We start from the raw sequence: 20,731 nt of genomic DNA, 5'->3' as shown, positions 1-20,731 counted from the left end.
CGTCTGTGTAAGGCCACGGTAACGGCGAGCGTCACCGTTAGTTGCCGCTTACGACGCCGATCGCCTCAGCCCCGGATGAAGTGCGGCACGAAGCGCGAGGTGTTGCGGGTGATCCGGCCCGTGTCTTCGCGCAGGCTGATCCCCGCCGGCTCCGTCCCGACCACCCATGATCCGACGATGACGTGGTTGCCGTCGAACAGCGGCGGATCGCACAGGGCCTGGCGGATGTAGCGCCCCTCGCCATAGCCGCCGTCCACGACCTCGGCCGCGCTGAGCCCCTGGTCGATCAGTTCGACATTGTCGCCCTCGCGCGAGAACAGCGGCTTGCGGACATAGGACGACCCCAGCGAACCCTCGGCCGGATCGCCCTCAAAATAGGATTCCAGCAGGTTAGGGTGGCCCGCATGCCGCTCCCACAACAGGGGCAGGATGGCCTTGTTGGACAGGATGCTCTTCCACGCCGGTTCCAGCACCGTGACGTCTGCGGTTGGCAGGGGAGCGGCGTATTCGTCGCGCAGCATCTGCTCCCACGGATAGAGCTTGAACATCGCCTGGATGATCCAGTTCTCGTGGTCCACGAACCGGCCGTCGGCGTTCAGGCCGATCTGGTCGATGGCGACGAACTGCGGGTCCAGCCCGGCCTGACGCGCCAGGTCTTCGAGGAAGCGCACCGTCTGGCGGTCCTCTACGAAGTCGGCGTCCGAGGCGAAATGGACGAAGCCGCCGTTCGGGAAGATGGCCCGGAACCGATCGACCAGCTTTTCGTGCAGGCTGTTGAACTGATCGGCGTCGGCGGGCAGGGCGCCGGCCGCGATCTGGTCCTCCAGCCACAGCCACTGGAACACCGCCGTCTCGTAGATGCTGGTCGGGGTGTCGGCGTTGTATTCATACAGCTTGGCCGGGCCCGTCCCGTCATAAGCGAAGTCGAACCGGCCATAGAGGGACGGATCGCCCCGCTTCCAGCTGGCGGCCACATAGTCCCGCATGGTCTCGGGAATATCGAGCTGCTCCATCAGCCGCTCGGACTGAACGGCCTCATCGACCAGCTCCAGGCACAGGCCGTGCAGTTCCTCGGTCGGCGCCTCGATCCCCTCCTCGATCTCGGCCAGCGAGAAGGCGTAGGCCGCCGTCTCGTCCCAATAGGGTTTGCCGTCGGTATGGCGCCAGGTGAAGCCCAGTTCTTCGGCCTTGGCGTCCCAGTCGGTGCGGGGATCGAAGCGCAGACGCTCCATGGATCAGGCCGGGTCTTTGTCGGGCGTAGATTGCCCGATGCGCGGCGTGACCACGGTCACTTCCGGCTGGCTCAGGCGCGCCAGGACGTCGTCGGCCGACGAATGGCCGGGCAGAATGCCGGCCTCGCGCAGCTTGGCGTCCAGGTCGGCGCCGGTGCGGCGATCCTCCAGCGCCTGATTGGCGTTCAGCTTTTCTTCCTGGATGGCCTGGCGCTGCTTGATGCGTTGCAGGCTGTCGGCCGCCGAGCCGATGCGCGACTGGGCGCCGGCCGAGTTCAGGGCGACCGAGGTCTGGGCCTTCTGGACGGAATCGTTGACCTTGACGATGTCGATCTCGCGACGAAGCGTCTCGATCTTTTGATCGGTCGCCGAGATGGCGGTGCGCAGGCGCGTCTCGGCCGTCTTCATGTCCTCGATCAGCGGGCCGCGGCTGGTGATCTCGACCTCCAGCTCAGCGATGCGGCCGGCGACTTCGCGCGCCAGGTCGGTCTTGCCCTGGCTCATGGCCGAGCGGGCCGAGCTTTCGTATTTGGCGATCTGGTCGCGGAAGCTGACCATCTCGTTTTCGGCCATGCGGCGGCGCGCCACCAGGCCGGCCAGGTCGTCGCGCGCCTTGCCTTGAGCATTGTCGGCGTCACGGATTTCCTGATCGAGGATCTTCAGCGCATTGGCGTCGACGACGCCTTGGGCCGCGTCATGGGCCGAACCCCGAAACAGGGCGGACAGTTTTCTGAGCATGGACATGGTCGGTCTTCCGGATCAGGCGGCGTCGGCGCCGAAGGTTTCACGCAGTTCGGTGGCGTCGATCGCATTCTCGGCCAGGGTGCGCAGTTCGATGAGGATGGTCTGAAGCGTGGTCTTGCAAGAGAGTTCGCCCATCAGCTCATACACGTCTTCGCCGCCGACGTTGGTGATGGCGAAGTTGGACAGGGGCACCACGCGCTGGGCCTTCAGCAGAAACTCGTTGAAGGCGTGGCGGTCAGCCTGTTCGGCGACTGGCCACAGCAGGACCGAACAGACGATCTGGGCGCCGCCGACGCTCAGATAGACCGGCAGGTCGCCGTATTCATGCATGGTCGCCAGCAGAACGGGCTCGGCGCCCTCGACCACGCGCACGGTCATTTCGCCCTCGCGCAACAGGGCGGAACCGTCCAGCGCCGACTTGATGGCGGGCACGGTCCAGGGGGTCTCGATCACGGCGTCCATGTGGTGGTCGTCTCCAGGGGTGATGGAATGAGAAGTGGGGCGGCGCGCGCGGCCGGCAATATGGGGGCCGCGTGTGGAATCGGTGATGATGGCGCGGACGGCGGCCTTGACGTCGTCGCGGGCGGATTCGGGCACCCAGAGCTCCAGCTTGACCAGTCCCGCCTCGCGACGCGCCTGTCGCCACGCACGGATGCGATCGTTGGCGGCGGAGGAGGGCGATGGTGAAGAATTCATGTTTCATGCAACGCGTAACATGAACGCTTGACTTCGCCTAGGGGTCTGAGATCATCGTGATCTGAAGAGGGAACGCATGCTGCTGCCGCGAATGAAGCTGGCCGTGATTTTCGACCGGGCGTTCCACGCCATGGCCGACATGCACTGGCGGATGCTGGCCGGCCTGATCCTCTTTCACGCAATCTCGTCGTGGCTGTTTCTCGCCATCGCACGAGAGGCGGAGCTGCACGACCCGCTGACTTTCTTCTACTGGTACGCGACGACGGCCTACACCGTAGGTTATGGCGACATCAGTCCGCAAGGCGTTGGCGGGCGGCTGGTCACGGCCTTGTGGATCTTTCCAGGGGCCATCGCAGCTTTCACCACCGTCGTGGCCAAGGTTCTGGCCGGGATTGGAGACATCTGGCGCATCCGGCGATCCGGCAAGGGAGACTATTCGAAGATGACCGATACGATTCTGCTGGTCGGCTATCACCCCGTTCGGACGCCCAAGATGGTCGAGGAACTGTGTGCGGAGCTGACTCGGTCCCAGACCCTGGTGCTGCTCACGCGGCAGGCGGTGGCGGACGTCGATCCGCGCATTCGCTATGTCCAGACGGAAAGCCTGACCTCGACAACGGGCCTCGCGCGAGCCGGTGCGGCGAACGCCAGTCGCATATTGATCTACGCCAGCAGCGATGCGGACACCCTGACCGCGACCCTGGCTGTCTCGGCGATGGCGCCGGACGCCGCGCACATCGTGTGTTTCTTCGATGACGCCGACAGCGCCCGTTTGCTGGCGCAGCATTGTCCTCGGGTCGAGATCGTTCTGTCGTCGGCGCCGGAAATGCTGGCCCGCGCCGCGCGCGATCCAGGCTCCAGCCAGGTCATCAGCGCCCTGACCAGCCATCTGGATGACGGCGCGACCCTGTTCAGCCTGAGATGGGCGGGTGCGGGCCGGTCGGTCGGCGACCTGACGCAACGGCTTTTGCATCACCGCGCCACCCTCTTGGCGCATCAACCCCACGGCGCCGAAACGCCGCGCTTCAATCCGTCGCCCGAAACAGGCGTGGAAGACGGCGACCGCCTGTTCTATGTCTCGGCGGCCCGGCTGAGCCAGCCGAGCCTGGCCGGATACTGATCGTCCCATGTTCAAGAAGCTTTTCGGATCGTCGGAGAAGGTCGCGCCCGCCAATCGGCTGGCGACGGTGCGCAATATCACCGTGGGCCGCACCGTATCGCTGGACCCGCTGGCCTGGCGCCGGCTGGGCGACGAGACCCATTTCACTCTGGACCGTGACGTGTTGGACATCTCGGCCCAGGGGTTGGTCAGCCTGGACAGTGGCCAGTTCGTCCATCGCTTCTACACCGACGACCACGTCATGCTTCAGGCCATGAGCGACGACGAGGCGGGGCTGGAAAGCTACGACTTCAGCCTGTTCATCCCTTGGACCTCGGCCTATCCGCCGGGCGAGCGCGAACGCCGCATCTGGCGCGACCGGTTGTCGGCGCCGGTCTTCCACGGCGCGGCCGAGGAACTGCCCGACTATCCGCGTTTCTGGTTCGCCGAGAGCGATGCGATCCAGCCGCCCGTCACCCTGTGGGAGACGATCTGGGACGACCGGGCCGCAACCACCCCCTATGCCAAGATCTTCCAGACCTGCATGCTGTATGCTCGCGACCTGGGCGGCGGACGCGAACTGATGATCGCCCTGGAGCAGCAGCCCGAGGGCGGCGAGACGACGCACGAAATCATGATCGGCATTCCACTGGAAATGGCCGAGTTCCGCGCCTGAGCGCGCAATCTTAAGGGGCAAGACAGATGTTCGACTGGTTCGTATTTCAGCAGGGGGCGATCGCCTTTCTGATCGCCTTCGCCATGGCGGGCGCCTTCACCCTGGCCTTCAAGCTGGTCTACCAGTGGGTCACGCCGTATCACGAGCATACGCTGATCCGGCAAGGCAACACCGCCGCCGCCATCGCTCTCGGCGGCGCCCTGATCGGTTACGTCCTGCCCCTGGCCTCGGCCCTGTCGCACACCGTCAGCCTGATGGAGTTCGCCGCCTGGGCCCTGCTGGCCGGGATCATCCAGATCGTGGTCTTCGTCGCCATCAGCCGCATGGCCTTCCGCAACCTGGTCGTCCGCATCGAGGCGGGCGAGATCGCCGCGGCCGTCTATCTGGCCTCCATCTCCATCTGCGTCGGCCTGCTCAACGCCGCCTGCATGACGTCGTGACCGCCATGACCGATCCGAAAGATCTGCCCAAGACAGAGACGATGCGCCGGCTGAAGCGCTCGCGCGTCCTGCACGTCAGCAGCCTGATGGCGACCGCCAGCTTCTCCCTGGCCGCCTGCGGTTCGCCCCAGCGCGTCCCGGCGCCCGAGCCCGAACCGACGCTGGCCTATCAGTCGCTGGACGAGTGCAAGGCCGCCAACGACATCCCGGACGATCAGTGCAACGCCGCCTTGGCCAAGGCCCAGGAAGAGGCCGCCAAGACCGCGCCCCGCTACGCCACGCGCGAGGAGTGCGAAGGCCAGTGGGGGCCGTCCCAGTGCCAGCCCAACAACCAGGGCGGCAACGGCTCCTTCTTCACCCCGCTGCTGACCGGGTTCATCATCGGGCAAATGCTGAACGGCGGCGGCTATCGCGGCGGCGGGCCGCTGTATCGCGATCGGGAAGGCCGGCTGTCGAATGGCTACGGCGGCGGCTACACCTACCGCGACTACCGCACTGGCAAGACCCTGACCAACGGGCGCGAGCACGGTGACGTGGCGCGTCAGGCGCCCAGCCGCGTGCAAAGCCGCACCACTGTCGTCTCGCGCGGCGGCTTCGGCGGCGGCGGCCGGAGCTACGGCGGCTGAGACGTCTCTGGCGTCCGCCGCCGGACTTCCCCTATTAGGGATCGCCTCTCGCTTCACGACAGACCGGACCGCTCCGCCCCATGACCGCATCGCCGCCCCGGATCGGAGGCCTGGACGTCGAAAGCTGGGGCGACCCGGAGGATCCCATCGTCCTGCTGGTCGGCGCGCCCGAGCGCCTGTCAGGCGACTGGCGGCGGTCTGTGCGGGCGCTGGTCGAGGCGGGGCGTCATGTCGTCCTGGCGGCCGATTTCGATAAGATCGAGGACGGCCCGGCGGCGCTCAGACGTCTGCTGACCGAAATCCCGTCGCGCCCGGCTATCGTCTGTGCTGATGAAACCTTGCCGGCCGTGGCCCCCGCCCTGGCGGTCACCGGCCCGGCCCTGGCCAGCTGCCTGGTGATCGTCGCCGGCGAAGGGCAGGGGACCGTGTCGCCCGAGGTCGAGGTCCTGTTGGCCGGCGTGCCGATGCAGGTGGTTTCGCGCGCCGACACGCTCGAAGACGCCCCCGAGCGGGTGGAGGCCGAGAACGCCGCCCTGCTGGGCTTCCTCGAACGCCAGGCCCCGCGCGAGGCCATGCACTATCAGGCCGGGTCCGACCCGCGCACCCTGCGCGACGCCCTGGGCTGTTTCGCGACAGGGGTGACGGTGGTGACGACGCTGGACGAGGCCGGACAGCCCGTCGGCCTGACCGCCAACTCCTTTTCGTCGGTGTCGCTGGACCCGCCGCTGATCCTGTTCTGCCTGGCCCGCTCGTCCACCAACGTCGAACGCTTCCGCCAGGCCGAGCATTTCGCCATCAACGTCCTGCACATCGGCCAGCAGCCCACCTCCGGCGTCTTCGCCCGGTCCCAGGCCGACCGGTTCCAGGACGTGGCGTGGGAGACCTGGGACACCGGCGCGCCCATCCTGTCGGGCGCCCTGGCCAGTTTCGAATGCGGCACCGAACAGATCGTCGAGGCCGGCGACCACCTGGTCATCATCGGCCGGGTCACGCGCGCGCGGTTCGAGCCGCGACGCGATCCGCTGCTCTATTTCCGGGGCAAGTATCGGCGGCTGCACTTCTCCTGACGCTTTGAATTGATCGGGCGGATCGCTATCTGTCCGCGCAACAAGAGGAAACCGCTCCATGTCCGATCCCGTCGTCATCGTCTCCTACGCCAGAACCCCGATGGGCGGTTTCCAGGGCGCGCTGTCGGACGCCAAGTCCACCGACCTGGGCGCCGTCGCGGTCAAGGCGGCGCTGGAGCGCGCCGGGCTGGACCCGAACAAGGTCGAGCAGATCATCATGGGCTGCGTCCTGCCCGCCGGCCTGGGCCAGGCGCCGGCGCGTCAGGCGGGGATGGGCGCAGGCCTGCCCGTCACGACCGAGGCGACTACCATCAACAAGATGTGCGGCTCGGGCATGCAGGCGGCCATGATGGCGCACGACGCCCTGGCGGCCGGGTCCGCCGACGTGATCGTGGCGGGCGGCATGGAGTCCATGACCAACGCCCCCTATCTGATGACCAAGCACCGGGGCGGCGCCCGCATCGGCCACGACGTCATTTCCGACAGCATGTATCTGGACGGGCTTGAGGACGCCTACACCCCCGGCAAGCTGATGGGTCAGTTCGCCGAGGACACGGCCAAGGTCTATCAGTTCACCCGCGAGCAGCAGGACGCCTACGCCATCGAGAGCGCCGGCCGGGCCAAGCGGGCCCAGGACGCAGGCGCCTTCGACGCCGAGATCGCCTCGGTCGAGGTCAAGACCCGCAAGGGCCCCATCATCGTCGATCGCGACGAACAGCCGACCAAGTCCGACCCCTCCAAGATCCCCAATCTGAAGCCCGCGTTCGGCAAGGACGGCACCATCACCGCCGCCTCGGCCGCCTCGATCTCGGACGGCGCCGCCGCCCTGGTCATGATGCGCCAGTCGACGGCCCAGGCCCTGGGCCTGACGCCCATCGCCCGCGTCGTCAGCCAGGCCGCCCACGCCCAGGAGCCCAGCCTGTTCACCACCGCCCCGGTTTTCGCCCTGCAAAAGGCATTGAAGAAGGCGGGCTGGAGCGCCGACGACGTCGATCTGTGGGAGGTCAACGAGGCCTTCGCCATCGTGCCGATGATCGCCATGCAGGAACTCGGCATCCCCCACGACAAGATCAACGTCAACGGCGGCGCCTGCGCCCTGGGCCACCCGCTCGGCGCCTCCGGCGCCCGCGTCCTGACCACCCTGCTGTCCGCCCTGAAAGCCCACGGCAAGACCAAGGGCATGGCCGCCCTGTGCATCGGCGGCGGCGAAGCGACGGCGATGGGCGTGGAGTTGGTTTAGGCTCTTCGCAGTTGGGTCAGTCGCGCGAGGTAGGCTTCCTCTCGTGGGCCCCAGCTTCTAGCGTCGGGTGATGGACCAACTCCAACTCGATTTCGGATGGCGAACGGCGCTTCTCGGCCTAATCGCCGTTCAGATCACCGCCCTCGCCATCGCCCTCGTCACCGCCTCAACGCGACGGATGGCCAACCGCCTTTTGGCCGGCGCCCTCTTGGTCATTGCAGGCCTTCTGATCCCCTATGCCATCGGATTCGCGGGCGCCTACGATCTCTGGCGCGGCCTGACCTTCGCGCCCTTCGCCATCCCCCTGGCTCTAGGCCCCCTGCTTTACGCCTATGCCCATGCGCTACAGGCCGGTCGCCTGCCTCGCAGAATGGCCTGGCACATGGCCCCTCCGTTCGCGCAGTTCCTCTATTTCGGGGCCTGCTTCCTCCTGCCGCTGGACATTAAATGGGCCTGGTACACGGGTGCTCACCGCGAGGTGGCGGCCCCGGTCCTCGACGTGCTCGCCATGGCCAGCCTTGGCGCCTACGCCTGGGCCATCGGCCGGGTGCTCACGGACTATCGCCGTCGGTTGGCCGACGCCCGTAGCGACGACGACCTGTTCTCCGCGCGCTGGCTTGGGCGAGTGCGGGCCGCCATCGTCCTCGGTCTCCTCGTCCAGGTCGGCTTCTGGCTTTGGTCCGCCCTGACCGGCGGCATTGACTATTTCCAACAGGCCGGCCTGTATTTCGCGCTCGGCGCACTGGGCCTTTATCTCGGGGTTTCGGGCTGGCGCCACGCCGGCCTCCCCGAGACGTTCGTCCCTGAAGATGCGCCGGTGACCGACGAGCCCGTGCGCGTCGCGCCGGACTGGGGCGCCATCGCCGCCGACTTTGCAGCCCGCACCCGTGCCGAAGGCTGGTGGCGCGAGCCGGCGCTGACCTTGCCGCGTCTGGCCCGGTGTCTGGGCACCAACAGCGGGCGGCTGTCCCGAGCGATCAACCTCGGGCTCGGCGTCAACTTCTCTGTCTTCGTCAATGGTCTCAGGGCCGAGGGCGTGGCTGAGGCGCTCGCGGCCCGCACGGACGCCGATCTGCTCGACCTGGCCTTCGAGATGGGCTTCGCCTCCAAGGCCAGTTTCAACCGCGCCTTCCAGGCCCGCTATGGCCTGCCACCCTCCCGGTACCGCCAACAGGTCTCAGATCCTGTTTTTGTGTCGTGTGACGATGATCTGAGGCGCGCAAAGGCGTGAGGCCGCACATCCTCGACACGATCGAGATCAAGGATATCCCATGCCGTCGCTGAACCGCCGCCGCCTGCTCCAAATGTCCGCCGGCCTATCCCTCGCCTCGGCCTGTCCGGCCTGGGCGCAGTCCCGGTCCGACGACTGGAGCGGCGATGTCGCCATCCTGCGCGCGGTCTGGGAGACCATGCATCCGGGCCTCTACCGCTACAGCACGCCGGCCGAGATCACGACGCGCCTCGACGCGCTTGGCGAGACCTGGCGGGCGCCTGGGTCTTTTCGTGAGCGGTTCCTGGCGCTGACGCGGGTCACCGCCTCGATCCGCTGCGGCCACACCTATCCCAGCCCTTATAACGGCGACGACGCCATGGTCGCGGCCATGTATCCGGACCGATCCCTCGTGCCCTTCCGCTTTCGCTGGATCGACGACCGCATCGTGATCACCGAGGATCACACGACTTCGAGCGCGTTGCCGCGAGGCACTGTCGTCAGCGCCATCGACGGCGTCGCCACCGAAACGCTTCTGGCCCGACTGGTCCCGCTCGCTCGCGCCGACGGCGGCAACGACGCCAAGCGGATCAATCTGATGGAGGTTCGCGGCGAAGACCGCTTCGAGACCTTCGACATCCACCTGCCGCTCATCCTGCCGCTGAAGGACGAGGCCGCCTTCACCCTCGCGGACGGACGAATCGTGCGTGCGCCGCTGCTCACCCTTGCGGAGCGGCAGTCCCGCCTGGCGCCGTCGGCCAGCCCGACCGGCGACGCCAATCCCTGGACGCTGGAAAGCCTGCCCGACGGCTTCCGCCGCCTGACGATGCCGAGCTGGGCCCTGTTTAACTCGACCTTCGCCTGGGAGGCCTGGCTGGGCGAGACCATGGACGCCTTGAGCGCGGAGCGGGCGCGGGGCCTGATCATCGATCTACGCGGCAATGAGGGCGGTCTCGACTGCGGCAATCTCATCCTCAGCCGCTTGATCGACCGCGACCTGCCCCTGTCGCGCAACCAGCGCTGGACCCGCTACCGCAGCGCCCCTGCATCGGTCCGGCCCTATCTCCACACCTGGGACCGCAGCTTCCTTGACTGGGGCGACGAGGCCCAACCCTCCAACGAACGCCCCGGCTTCTATCGACTGACCCGCTACGACGACGATGCAGAGGGCACGGTCATCCGACCGGCCGGAACGCGCTTCATGGGACCGGTCGCGGTCCTCTGCGACGCTTCCAACAGCTCGGCCACCTTCGGCTTCGCCCAAGCCGTACAACAGAGCGGCGCCGCCACCCTGATCGGCCAGCCGACCGGCGGCAACCGGCGCGGCATCAACGGCGGCGCCTTCTTCTTCCTCAAGCTTCCGGCATCGGGTATCGAGATCGACCTGCCGCTGATCGCCAGCTTCCCCGACACGCCCCAACCGGACGCCGCGATCCAGCCCGACGTCTTGGTTCAGACGACGGCCGAAGACATCGCCTCGGGTCGCGATCCGCAGATGGCGGCGGCAATGGCGTTCATCACGAGCGAATGATGCGAAACGGCTGCGTTCGGGTCAGGCGAACGCCTAAGCCGCGAACGCCGCCCGGATCGGTTGCACCGTCTGGTCCGGCCGCTTCACTGGCAGGTCGAAGCTGACTACCGTGCCGACGCCGGGCTCGCTTTCCATAGTCAGTTGGCCGCCGTGCATCTCGATCAGGGCCTTGGTCAAAGCGAGGCCCAGGCCGGTGCCCTGGGTGGTCTTGGAGTGCTGGCCCTCGACCTGTTCGAATGGGCGGGCCAGGCGCACCAGGTCGTCGGGGGCGATGCCGATGCCGGTGTCGGCGCAGGCGACGCGGATCCGGTCCTCGCCCGCCGGGCCTGGGAACCGATCCAGCGACACGACGATGGACCCGCCGTCGGGCGTGAACTTCACGGCGTTCGAGATCAGGTTCAGCAGCACCTGTTTGACCCCGCGATGGTCGGCCTCGATGTCGGGCAGGTCGACGCCCTCGACCGAGATCTTCAGCCCCGCCTCCTGCACCTTGCCGCGCATCAGGCGCACCGCGTCCTCGCACACCTCGCGCAACGACACCGGCTCATAGTGCAGGGTCATCTTGCCGGCCTCGATCTTGGCCATGTCCAGCACGTCGTTGATCAGGCTGAGCAGGTGCTGGCCCGACTTCAGGATGTCGCCCGCATAACCCTTGTATTTCTCGTTCAGCGGCCCGAACAGCTCGCTGGCCATGATCTCCGAGAAGCCGTTGATGGCGTTCAGCGGCGTGCGCAGCTCATGGCTCATGTTCGCCAGGAACTCGGACTTGGCCTGGTTGGCGGCCTCGGCGCGGGTCATGGCGACCTCGTATTTGCGGGCCAGCAGCGCCAACGTCTCACGACTGGCTTCCAACTGATCGACGGTGACGCGGAGGTCGTCGGCGGCGCGGCGGCGCTCGGCCTCCTGGCGTTTGATGGCGGTGATGTCGGCGGCGGTGATGACCGAGCCGCCTTCCGAGGTGAACCTCTCGGACAACTGCAGCCAGCGCCCGTCGTGCAGTTCGACCTCGCGCAGGCCCGCGCGGCCCCCTACGGGTTTATGCTCGGCCTTGATGGCCAGGGCGGCGATGCGGTTCAGCTCGTCCTTCAGCGCGCCGCGCCGCACGATGCCGTGCTCGAAGCCGAAGGCGTCCTCGAACGCCTGGTTCCACAGGATCAGCCGCCCTTGGCGGTCGAACAGGACGAAGGCGTCGGAGATGCTCTCCACCCCGTCGCGCAGCCGGCTTTCGGCGGCCTGGGCGGCGGCCTTGGCGCGTCGGGCCTCGGTGATGTCCAGCGCCACGCCCAGAATGGCGGTGAAGCCGTTCTCGCCGCGTGTCCCGCGCGCCTGACCCCGCGCGTCGATCCAGCGTGTGCGTCCGTCGGGGCCGGCCACGGGGAAGGTGATCTCGAAGGCGCCATAGGCGGCGGCCTGGCGCAGGGCGTGCAGCACCTCTTCGCGGAACCGCGGATGCACGCGCGCGATCACGTCGTCGGCTGAGGTCACCCCGCCGCGCTCGAACCCCAGCAGGGCGGCCATATAGTCGGACAGGGACACCTCGTCCTTCTTCAGGTCCCACTCCCACACGCCGCAACGCGCGGCCTCGACCGCGATGCGGAACCGCTTCTCGGTGGCGATGCGCTCGCGGTGCTGACGGGTCTGGCGAAAGCCGTAGAAGACGAACAGGGCGACGACCACCAGGCCCAGCAGCAGCGGCACGGCCACCAGCCAGGCGTCGTCGAAGAAGGAGGTCGCGTCGCCCTGGGACAGGGTGACGACATAGGGGCCGTCTGCGGTCGTGCGGGCGGCGGTCGCCATCCGGGTCTCGCCCCCGACCGACACGGCGCGCGGCGCCCCAGAACCGGCCAGGGCCGCGGCGTCGGCGCCGATCAAGGCCCGGATCGGCTGACCGATTTCGGCGGCCCGCCGAGAGGCCAGCACCACCCCCGCCGCCGACACGATCCGCGCATCGCTGGAGGCGGGCAGGACCGGGTCGATCCGCGCCTCCAGCCGGCTGCCGTCGACGCTGGCCGACGACGCGACGACGGCGCCCTCTCCTGCAGTCGCCTGAACCGTTTCGCCGGGACCGATCAGCGAAAATCCGACCTGAGGCGCAACCCGCCGCGCGGCCTCGACCACTTCGATGGGCGGGCGGCCGGCGCGGATGACCGTCTGGCCGGCGGCGAGGCCGGCGTCGGCGGACTGGATCAGGACGGCGGTCTGGCTGGCGACCAGCTGCGTGTTCAGCGTCAGGTTCTCGGCTTCCAGCCGGCTGACATCGCGCGTCGGTCTGGTGATTTCGCGTGACGCCAGAAGCACATAGCCGGTGGCGATCAGGGCCAGGACCAGCACGGAAACGCGCAGCCAGGCCGGCGCGCCGGGGGCGCGGTCGGAGGCGCGACGCCCCGACCGATTTTCCCGCCGCTCCTCGTCGCGCAAGCCCCGTCCCTCCGACAAATCTGCTGTGAGGGGAATCTAGGCTGCGTCGCGGATTCCTGTCGAGGCTTGGCGCGCGCTTTAACCGGATTTTAAGCCGCTGTGACCGGCGCCGGCAGGCGGTCCGGCGCAGGCTCCAGAACCCGCGTCACGGCCTGCAACGTATCGCGCGCCTGGCTGGCCAGGGTCAGCACGGCGGGCGGGGCGTCGTCGGGCGCTTCCGACACCATGTCCACCAGACCCTGGGCGATCTGCATCAGTTGCGGCGCAGCGGCGATCAGCCGGGCCTGAAGCTCGATCTGCTGCGGGTCGCGGTCGTATTCGGCGCCCGGCACGCGCCAGCCGCCCCAGTCCGCGCGGTCGGTCACGACGACGGGATAGGTGCCGGGGTGGGGATGGTGCAGGCAGTCCTCGGGCAACTGCCACTTGTTGCGCGCCCGCAGCAGCCGCCATTCGCCCACGCCCTCTTTCGCCGACGGATCGTCCATCGCCAGCATCAGCTCGCTGGCCGTGAACTCGCGCCCCAGCCCGACGTCGTAGGTGACGCGCACGGGCTCATCGAAGCCCTTGGCCCAAACGGGCTGGACCTGTTCGATAAAGGCCCAGGCGCCGACGCATTCGACCCAGACCTTCTGACCCTTCTGGAACTGCGCGCGCGCCATAGACCTCTCCGAGAATTCAACGGACAGGATGAACGACGATCCTTGACGCCCGGTGTCGGGTCGCGGTTACGCAGGTCTTAACGCGAGATGCTCTCCAGCGTCTCGCCGGCGTATTTCTCCTTCACCCGCGTGGACAGATCGCCCAGCGAGACCACGCCGACGACGCGGCCGTGCTTGTCGACCACCGGTGCGCGGCGGATCTGCTTGGCGCCCATCAGGTCCAGCACGACCTTCAGGTCGTCGGTGTCCAGCACCGTCTGCGGATCGCGGGTGATGAACTCCACCACCGCCGCGCTGGAGGCCGCGCCGGTCGCCAGGGCGCGCACCACGATGTCGCGGTCGGTGATCGTGCCGATCAACTGGTCGCCGTCCGCGACGGGCACGAAGCCGAAGCCGCCCTTGGCCATGCGGCTGGCGACATCCTGGATGGTGTCGGCGGGGCGGGCCAGGTGAACGTCCTTGGTCATCACGTCGCGGATCTTCATGGCGGGTTTCCTTGGTTGAAGCGTTGCGCTGGAAACCCGCCGCGAGCGTAGCGGTTCCGATCAGGGTGTTCGCGGCGCAGGCAGGCTCTCCGCCGCCCGCACCATCTGCACGAACTCGGCCCGGTCGCCGTACGGATCCTCGCCCCTGGCCCCTTGCGCCTGTTCGACGATCCGGTCCCAACCATAGTCGGCCGCCATCCACGGATCGCCCCGCAGCTTCTGGCCGAAGCCGGCGACGGCGATGGCCCAGCGGGTCGCCTCCGGCGGCTGGGCGCCGACGGGGCCTGAGGCACGATTGGTCAGCGGCTGCTGGATCAGCTCCGACCGGCTCTGGCCCGGCTGTTTGTAGCGCACCTGGACGAAGCCGATCTCGCCGTTCGGATCGCCGCCGCCCACGCCGATGCGGTTGTCGGGATAGCGCCGCTCTGGAACCTGGGTCGGGCCGCCGATGGGGGTGATTTCGTACAGGGCCGTAACGCTGGCTCCCGATCCGACCTCGCCCGCGTCGATGCGGTCGTTGTTGAAATCCTCTTCGTTCAGCAGCCGGGTCTCGTATCCGATCAGCCGCCATTCGGCGACGCGGGCAGGGTTGAACTCGACCTGGATCTTGACGTCGTCGGCGATGGGAAAGGCGCCCTTGTCGAAGGCCGGGCCGAACAGCCGGCGGGCATCGCGCAGGTCCCCGACATAGGCCGCGACCCCGTTGCCGGCCTGGGCGATGGTCTGCATCCGCGCGTCCTGATAGTTGCCGCGCCCGAAGCCGTAGACCGACAGATAGACGCCGGTCCCGCGCTTGTCGGCGACATAGTCTTCCAGCCGCTTGTCGTCGGTCACCCCGACGTTGAAGTCGCCGTCGGTGAACATCAGGATGCGGTTGACCTTGTCGCGCGCGAAACTGGCCTGGGCCTGGTCATAGGCGTTGGTCATGCCGGTGGCCCCGGCGGTGCCGCCCGAGGCGCGCAGACTGGCCACCGCACAGCGCATCTTTAGCTTTTCGTCGCCCTTGGTCGGCTGCAAGGTCGTGCCGGCGCCTTCCGCGTAATAGGTCACGGCCAGCGTGTCCTGCGGCCTCAGCCGGTCGATGGCCAGGTTCATCGCCTTCTTGGCCAGATCCAGTTTGTCGGCCGACCCCATCGATCCCGAGACATCGACCAGGAAGGTCAGGTTCAGCGGCCGCTGCTCGCCGGCCGGCAGTTCGTAACCTTGCAGTCCGATGTGAACGATCTGCCGCCCGGTCGCCCAAGGCGAGGCCGCCACCGCCGTGGTGATGGCGAACGGCCGGCTCTGCGCGGTCGGCTGGGCGTAGTCGTAGTCGAAGGCGTTGATCAGCTCCTCCACCCGCACCGCGTCCCTCGGGGGGCTGCGCCCCTCGTCGATGAAGCGCCGGACGTTCGAATAGGCGGCGGTGTCCACGTCGATGGAGAAGGTCGAGACCGGCTGATCGCTGGTCCGCTTCACAGGATTGGGCGTCGCATCGGGATAGCGTTCGGTATCGGCAGGCGCCTGGGCCATGCCGGGCATGATCCGCGAGCCCGTGACGACGACATTGTTCTGCGTCACGGTCGGCCGCATCGGCGCGGGCGGCGCCGGAGGAGGGGGCGGCGGAGGGGGCGGCGGTGCAGGGGGCGGCGGCGGACCCGGCAGATTCACGGGCGGTCCCGTATATTCGACGCGATCCTCCTTGCGGGTGGGCGCGACCATGACCGGCGGCCCCGCCGGCGCCACCCTGCGCACGAGGGCCGGCATGGGCGCCGACGGCTGCAGGTCGAAGCCCAGCGGCCCGCAGGCCGCCGGCGTCGCCTCGCCGTCCATCGGCTTGGCCAGGGCGATGGACGGCAGGGCCATCGGCGGCGCGGCGATCGACAGGCTCAACACCGACAGTGCGGCGATCCGGGCGAGACGTGACATGGCTTCCTCCGGTTGTTTTCTTGACGCCAGTCGCGGGTCGTCCTGAGGCGAAACTGTGGCGCGGACGCCGCTCGCCGGACAGCGATCTGCGACCGTGTCTTCGGCGCCATCTCGCAATCCGGTGATTCCGTCCCCACAATGGAGCTTGAGCATACAAGGTGACGTGATGGCCGAGGCGACGACGGGATTGGATCTGGGCGCGGCGGCCGCCTTGCTGGCGGCGGGCGTGCTCGCCGTGCCGGTGTTCAAACGCATCGGTCTGGGGTCAGTGCTGGGCTATCTGGCGGCGGGCCTGGCCATCGGCCCGTTCGGCCTGAAGCTGTTTCGCGAACCCGAGACCATCCTGCATGTCGCCGAGTTCGGCGTGGTCATCTTCCTGTTCATCATCGGGCTGGAGATGCGGCCCAAACGCCTTTGGGGGCTGAGGAAGGAAATCTTCGGCCTGGGCGCGGCCCAGGTTCTGTTCTGTGGTTTGATCCTGACCCTGACGGCCATGCTGGCCGGCTTCTCCGCCCCGGTCGCCTTCGTCGGGGCCATGGGCTTCGTCCTGTCGTCCACCGCCGTCATCATGCAGATGCTGGAGGAACGCGGCGAGATCGCCGGCGGGCCGGGCCAGCGCGCGGTGTCCATCCTGCTGCTGGAAGACCTGGCCATCGTGCCGTTGCTGGCCATCGTCGCCGTCCTCGCCACCGTGCTGGGCGTGGCGAACGAGCAGGCCCCGCCCTTGTGGCAGACCGTCGGCTTCGCGGTCGCGGCGGTCGGCGGCGTGCTGCTGGCCGGCAAATATCTGGTCGATCCGATCTTTCGCCTGTTGGCCCGTTACGGCGGGCGCGAGGTGATGACGGCCGCGGCCCTGCTGGTCGTGGTCGGCGCCGCCTGGGCCATGTCGCTGGGCGGGCTGTCGATGGCGATGGGCGCCTTCCTGGCCGGCGTGCTGCTGTCGGAATCGACCTTCCGCCATCAGCTGGAATCGGACGTGGAGCCGTTCCGCGCCATCCTGCTGGGCCTGTTCTTCCTCAGCGTCGGCATGTCGTTGGACCTGTCGGTGGTCGTCGCGGACTGGCGCATCGTGGTCGGCGGCGTGGTCGCCTTCATGGGGGTCAAGGCGCTGGGCATCTATGGCGTCGCCCGCCTGTTCAAGGCCTCACACCACGAGGCGGTCGAGCGCGCGGCCCTGTTCGCCCAGGGCGGCGAGTTCGCCTTCGTCCTCTATGGCGCGGCCGTGACGGCGGGTCTGTTCGACGCCCAGGTCGGCGCCATGCTGTCGGCCATCGTCATCCTGTCCATGGCCCTGACGCCCCTGACCAGTTTGCTGACCCAGCGCTTCCTGCCCAAGCCGACCGTGTCGGCCGAGGATGCGGACGGCGTCGATTTCGCCAAGGACCTGCGCGGCCAGGTGCTGATCATCGGCTTCGGCCGTTTCGCCCAGGTCGTGTCCCAACCCCTGCTGGCGCGCGACGTGGACGTGTCGATCATCGAGAACGACGTGGAGATGATCCAGGCCGCCTCTCAGTTCGGGTTCAAGGTCTATTACGGCGACGGCGCCCAGCTCGCCACCCTCAGGGCCTCCGGCGCCGAGCAGGCCGAGATCGTCCTGGTCTGCGTCGACAAGCCCGAGGCCGCCGACCGCATCGTCGAACTGGTCAAGTCCGAGTTCCCGACCACCAAGATCATGGTCCGCGCCTTCGACCGGGGCCATTCGATGCGCCTGATCCAGGCCGGGGTCGATTACCAGATCCGCGAGACCTTCGAATCGGCGCTGAAGTTCGGCGAGCGGGCCCTGATCGAACTGGGTATGGACGAAAGTCAGGCGGCCGAGGCCATCGGCGACGTGCGTCGTCGCGACGAGGCGCGCCTGGACCTGCAACTGACCGGCGGGATCAGCGCGGGCCGCCAACTGATGCGTGGCAACATGCCCACGCCGCAGCCGGCCCCCTACATCAAACCGCGCCGCGAAGGCCGCCTGCTGAACGAGGACGAGGCGGGCCCGGCCGCCCCGGACATCCGGCGCGAGCCCGCCGACGTCTGATCTCTACTGGCTGACGCCCTTTTCCAGACGCGCGCCGGCCAGTTCGGCCTTGGCCTGCAGATAGGTTGTCTCCGACACCAGTCGGGAGATCGTGTTGAAACGCTCCGTCGTCAGGCCCGACCCTTCGACCGCCGCCGTCAGCTGAGCGCTCTGCTCCGGCGTGGCCTGGTTGTTCTGGACCCGGGCCGTGATGGTGCGGATCTGGGTCATGGCGGCGACGAAGCGGTTCAACTCGTCGTCGGTCACGGCGGCGGCCGGGGTGCCGGGCGCCGGCGGCGTGGCGTTGACCACGCGAATGCGCGCCGCCAGGGCCGGATCGGCGGCGACGGCGTTCGACAGGGTGTTGAAGCGCGTCACTTCCAGACCCGAGTCCTGAACGGCGGCGGCCATCTGCGCCTGCTGTTCCGGCGTCGGCTGGGCGCCGTTCAGCGTGTCGCTGACGGCTCTCACCTTGACCATGGCGTCGTCGAACTTCTTCAGCTCGTCATCGGTGAAGGTGGCAGAGCCGGTCGAGGCCGCAGGCGTCGCGCCAGCAGTGGGGGCAGGGGCGTCCTGGGCCTGGGCGGTCGCGGCGGTCGCCAGAACGGCGACGGAAGCGAAAAGGGCGAGGCGGGGCGTGCGCATGGGCATGTCCTTTCGGTCTGGCGTCCACTTGAGGCGCCGTCGAACGACGGCGACGACGCAATCACGTCATCGCTCCCCGAAAAGTGTGGAGCCTGGATAAGACGAAGGGGGAGCCTTCATAACCTAGGCGTTTACGCTCGGATCGCCAGTCTTCGACGCTGGAGGCGCGATCAAGGATACGTTAGACGGGCGTGATCCTTGCTGAGGTTTGCCCATGAAACGTCTCGCCATCGCCGCCCTGGCCCTGATCGCGGTCGCCGCGCCGGCCGTCACCGTCACCGCCTGGGGCAATACCGGCCACCGCCTGATCGGCGTGGCGGCGATGCGGGCCCTGCCTGACGATCTGCCCGCCTTCCTGCGCACTCCGGCGGCCATCGCCGACGTGGGCGAACTGGCGCGCGAGCCCGACCGCTGGAAGGGCGCCGGCCAGCCGCACGACCGCGAGCGCGACACCGCCCACTTCATCGACATGGACGACCAGGGCCGCGTCTTCGACCAGCGCGGCATGAGCATCAACGACCTTCCCCGCCTGAAGTCCGAATATGACGCCGCCCTGACCAAGGCCGGTCTGGATGTCAACGACGCCGGCTATCTGCCCTACGCCATGATCGACGCCTGGCAGAACCTGGGCCGCGACTTCGCCTATTGGCGCGTGCTGAACGCCGCCGAGAAGCGCGAGACGAACATGGAGCGTCAGGCCTGGTACCGCGCCGACCGCATCCGCCGCGAGGCCCTGATCCTGCGCGACATCGGCGTGATGGGCCACTATGTCGGCGACGGCTCACAGCCGCATCACACGACGATCCACTACAACGGCTGGGGCGACTTCCCGAACCCCGAAGGCTTCACCAACTCGCGTCAGACCCACGCCCTGTTCGAGGGCGCGTTCACCAACCGCGTCGCCCGTCTGGACGCGGTCGAGGCCGCCATGCCGGCCGCCAGCCTGGACGGTTTCGACGTCAAGGCGCGCACCGTCTCCTACCTGACCACGACGCTGGGCACGGTGATCCCCTTCTATCGGCTGGAGAAGGCGGGCGGTTTCCGCGACGCCGATCCGCGCGGCGCGGCCTTCGTCAATGAACGTCTGGGCGCCGGCGCCGGCGAACTGCGCGACTTCATCGTCACCGCCTGGACCGCCTCGGGCAGCGCCTCCATCGGCTGGCCCGCCGTCAAGGTCGCCGAGGTCGAGGCCGGAACCACCGACCCCTGGATCGCCATGGTGGGCGAGGACTGATTTCCTTGTCGGATCTAACGCCCCCCGCCGTCATCCTCGACAAGTCGCAGATGGCCGAGAACATTGGCGCCGTGGCGCGGGTGATGGCCAACTTCGGCCTGACGGATCTGCGCCTGGTCACGCCCCGCGACGGCTGGCCCCAAGATCGGGCCTGGGCCATGGCCTCTGGCGCCGACTGGGTGCTGGAGGGCGTGCGGGTGTTCGACAGCGTCGCTGACGCCGTCGCCGACTTGAACACCGTCTTCGCCACCACGGCCCGTCCACGCGAGACGCGCCAGCCGGTGCGCACCCCGCGCGAGGCCGGCCGCGTCCTCTATGACGACACCGCATCGGGCCTGAAGACCGGCCTGTTGTTCGGCGGCGAGCGGGCGGGGCTGGAGACGACCGACATCGCCCTGTGCGCCGGCATCGTCACCATCCCCATCGACCCCCGGCACCATTCGCTGAACCTGGCCCAGGCCGTGGCGATCAACGCCTATGAGTGGCGCACCCTGATCCTGGACGCCCCGCCGCCGCGCTTCCGCGACAGCGAGCCGCCGGCGTCGAACGAGCTTCTGGTCGGCATGTACGAGCACCTGGAAGAGGAGCTGGAAAACGGCGGCTTCTTCTATCCGCCCGAGAAGAAGCGTTCGATGAGCCAGAACCTGCGCGTCATGCTGGGCCGCGCCGCCTTCTCCGAGCAAGAGGTCGCCACCATGCGCGGCGCCATCCATGCCCTGTCGCGCGGTCGCGGCCGGGTGCTGGCCAAGCTGGCGGCGGAGCGGGCGGCCAAGGCCTCCTCAAGCAGCGAGCCGCCGCGCGGCGAGCGATAGG

Annotated in this window: 19 protein-coding genes; 11 read left to right on the top strand and 8 right to left on the bottom strand. The window is 68.2% G+C overall.

Annotated features, from left to right (window positions below; translation table 11 throughout):
• Window positions 1-65: 65 nt before the first annotated feature.
• From ACP693_RS13090 to ACP693_RS13080, 3 genes are read right to left on the bottom strand one after another with little or no spacing between them, the layout of a single operon-like run.
• Window positions 66-1,232: a glutathionylspermidine synthase family protein gene (locus ACP693_RS13090; RefSeq protein WP_426020042.1), complete on the bottom strand. Its 1,167-nt coding sequence runs from the start codon at window positions 1,230-1,232 to the stop codon at window positions 66-68.
• Between the two features lie 3 nt (window positions 1,233-1,235).
• On the bottom strand, window positions 1,236-1,976 hold the full coding sequence (locus ACP693_RS13085) for a PspA/IM30 family protein (protein ID WP_426020040.1): 741 nt from the start codon (window positions 1,974-1,976) through the stop codon (window positions 1,236-1,238).
• Between the two features lie 15 nt (window positions 1,977-1,991).
• Window positions 1,992-2,672 carry a YjfI family protein gene (locus tag ACP693_RS13080; protein ID WP_426020038.1) on the bottom strand — a complete coding sequence of 227 codons (681 nt, stop codon included), beginning with the start codon at window positions 2,670-2,672 and terminating at the stop codon, window positions 1,992-1,994.
• 76 nt (window positions 2,673-2,748) lie between these two features.
• Between ACP693_RS13080 and ACP693_RS13075 the strand changes: the two genes are divergently transcribed.
• From ACP693_RS13075 to ACP693_RS13040, 8 genes are all read left to right on the top strand, one after another.
• Complete coding sequence (locus tag ACP693_RS13075) at window positions 2,749-3,792, top strand: potassium channel family protein (RefSeq protein ID WP_426020036.1); 1,044 nt, start codon at window positions 2,749-2,751, stop codon at window positions 3,790-3,792.
• A gap of 7 nt (window positions 3,793-3,799) precedes the next feature.
• A complete protein-coding gene (locus ACP693_RS13070) occupies window positions 3,800-4,447 on the top strand; it encodes a DUF2491 family protein (RefSeq protein WP_426020034.1) in 648 nt (215 codons plus the stop codon).
• 26 nt (window positions 4,448-4,473) lie between these two features.
• On the top strand, window positions 4,474-4,887 hold the full coding sequence (locus tag ACP693_RS13065; protein ID WP_135194814.1) for a DUF350 domain-containing protein: 414 nt from the start codon (window positions 4,474-4,476) through the stop codon (window positions 4,885-4,887).
• 5 nt (window positions 4,888-4,892) lie between these two features.
• The gene (locus ACP693_RS13060) at window positions 4,893-5,513 is read left to right on the top strand and encodes a DUF1190 domain-containing protein (protein ID WP_426020032.1); all 621 of its coding nucleotides are present in this window, start codon (window positions 4,893-4,895) and stop codon (window positions 5,511-5,513) included.
• 80 nt (window positions 5,514-5,593) lie between these two features.
• Window positions 5,594-6,580 carry a flavin reductase family protein gene (locus tag ACP693_RS13055; protein ID WP_426020030.1) on the top strand — a complete coding sequence of 329 codons (987 nt, stop codon included), beginning with the start codon at window positions 5,594-5,596 and terminating at the stop codon, window positions 6,578-6,580.
• Window positions 6,581-6,638: 58 nt separating this feature from the next.
• Entirely contained in the window at window positions 6,639-7,820 is a 1,182-nt protein-coding gene (locus tag ACP693_RS13050) for an acetyl-CoA C-acyltransferase (protein WP_426020028.1), read from the top strand.
• 70 nt (window positions 7,821-7,890) lie between these two features.
• Window positions 7,891-9,051 (top strand): helix-turn-helix domain-containing protein, encoded by a 1,161-nt coding sequence (locus ACP693_RS13045; RefSeq protein ID WP_426020027.1) that lies wholly within the window; start codon window positions 7,891-7,893, stop codon window positions 9,049-9,051.
• A gap of 40 nt (window positions 9,052-9,091) precedes the next feature.
• Window positions 9,092-10,561 (top strand): S41 family peptidase, encoded by a 1,470-nt coding sequence (locus ACP693_RS13040; RefSeq protein WP_426020025.1) that lies wholly within the window; start codon window positions 9,092-9,094, stop codon window positions 10,559-10,561.
• Between the two features lie 33 nt (window positions 10,562-10,594).
• Here ACP693_RS13040 and ACP693_RS13035 read toward each other — a convergent pair whose 3' ends face one another.
• From ACP693_RS13035 to ACP693_RS13020, 4 genes are all read right to left on the bottom strand, one after another.
• Window positions 10,595-12,979 carry a PAS domain-containing sensor histidine kinase gene (locus tag ACP693_RS13035; protein WP_426020023.1) on the bottom strand — a complete coding sequence of 795 codons (2,385 nt, stop codon included), beginning with the start codon at window positions 12,977-12,979 and terminating at the stop codon, window positions 10,595-10,597.
• A gap of 89 nt (window positions 12,980-13,068) precedes the next feature.
• Window positions 13,069-13,638: a hypothetical protein gene (locus tag ACP693_RS13030; RefSeq protein ID WP_426020021.1), complete on the bottom strand. Its 570-nt coding sequence runs from the start codon at window positions 13,636-13,638 to the stop codon at window positions 13,069-13,071.
• A gap of 77 nt (window positions 13,639-13,715) precedes the next feature.
• Window positions 13,716-14,123, bottom strand: coding sequence for a CBS domain-containing protein (locus tag ACP693_RS13025; protein ID WP_159849325.1), 408 nt, complete (start codon window positions 14,121-14,123; stop codon window positions 13,716-13,718).
• Between the two features lie 60 nt (window positions 14,124-14,183).
• Window positions 14,184-16,031: a vWA domain-containing protein gene (locus tag ACP693_RS13020; RefSeq protein WP_426020018.1), complete on the bottom strand. Its 1,848-nt coding sequence runs from the start codon at window positions 16,029-16,031 to the stop codon at window positions 14,184-14,186.
• A gap of 166 nt (window positions 16,032-16,197) precedes the next feature.
• Here ACP693_RS13020 and ACP693_RS13015 point away from each other — a divergent pair, with 166 nt between their 5' ends.
• Window positions 16,198-18,060: a monovalent cation:proton antiporter-2 (CPA2) family protein gene (locus ACP693_RS13015; protein WP_426020017.1), complete on the top strand. Its 1,863-nt coding sequence runs from the start codon at window positions 16,198-16,200 to the stop codon at window positions 18,058-18,060.
• Between the two features lie 3 nt (window positions 18,061-18,063).
• Here the strand turns inward: ACP693_RS13015 and ACP693_RS13010 are convergent, their stop codons facing one another.
• Window positions 18,064-18,684 (bottom strand): DUF4168 domain-containing protein, encoded by a 621-nt coding sequence (locus tag ACP693_RS13010; RefSeq protein ID WP_426020015.1) that lies wholly within the window; start codon window positions 18,682-18,684, stop codon window positions 18,064-18,066.
• A gap of 214 nt (window positions 18,685-18,898) precedes the next feature.
• Here ACP693_RS13010 and ACP693_RS13005 point away from each other — a divergent pair, with 214 nt between their 5' ends.
• Together ACP693_RS13005 and ACP693_RS13000 are read left to right on the top strand one after the other, a co-directional pair.
• Window positions 18,899-19,918, top strand: coding sequence for a S1/P1 Nuclease (locus tag ACP693_RS13005; RefSeq protein WP_426020013.1), 1,020 nt, complete (start codon window positions 18,899-18,901; stop codon window positions 19,916-19,918).
• A gap of 5 nt (window positions 19,919-19,923) precedes the next feature.
• Window positions 19,924-20,730, top strand: coding sequence for an RNA methyltransferase (locus tag ACP693_RS13000; protein WP_426020011.1), 807 nt, complete (start codon window positions 19,924-19,926; stop codon window positions 20,728-20,730).
• Window position 20,731 lies beyond the last annotated feature (1 nt).

Origin of the sequence: Brevundimonas sp. TWP1-3 (assembly GCF_049896085.1) — a bacterium.
In the GTDB taxonomy this organism is placed as follows: domain Bacteria; phylum Pseudomonadota; class Alphaproteobacteria; order Caulobacterales; family Caulobacteraceae; genus Brevundimonas.
Note: the sequence above shows the minus strand (reverse complement) of the source record. Positions and strands in the feature narration are given on the sequence as shown.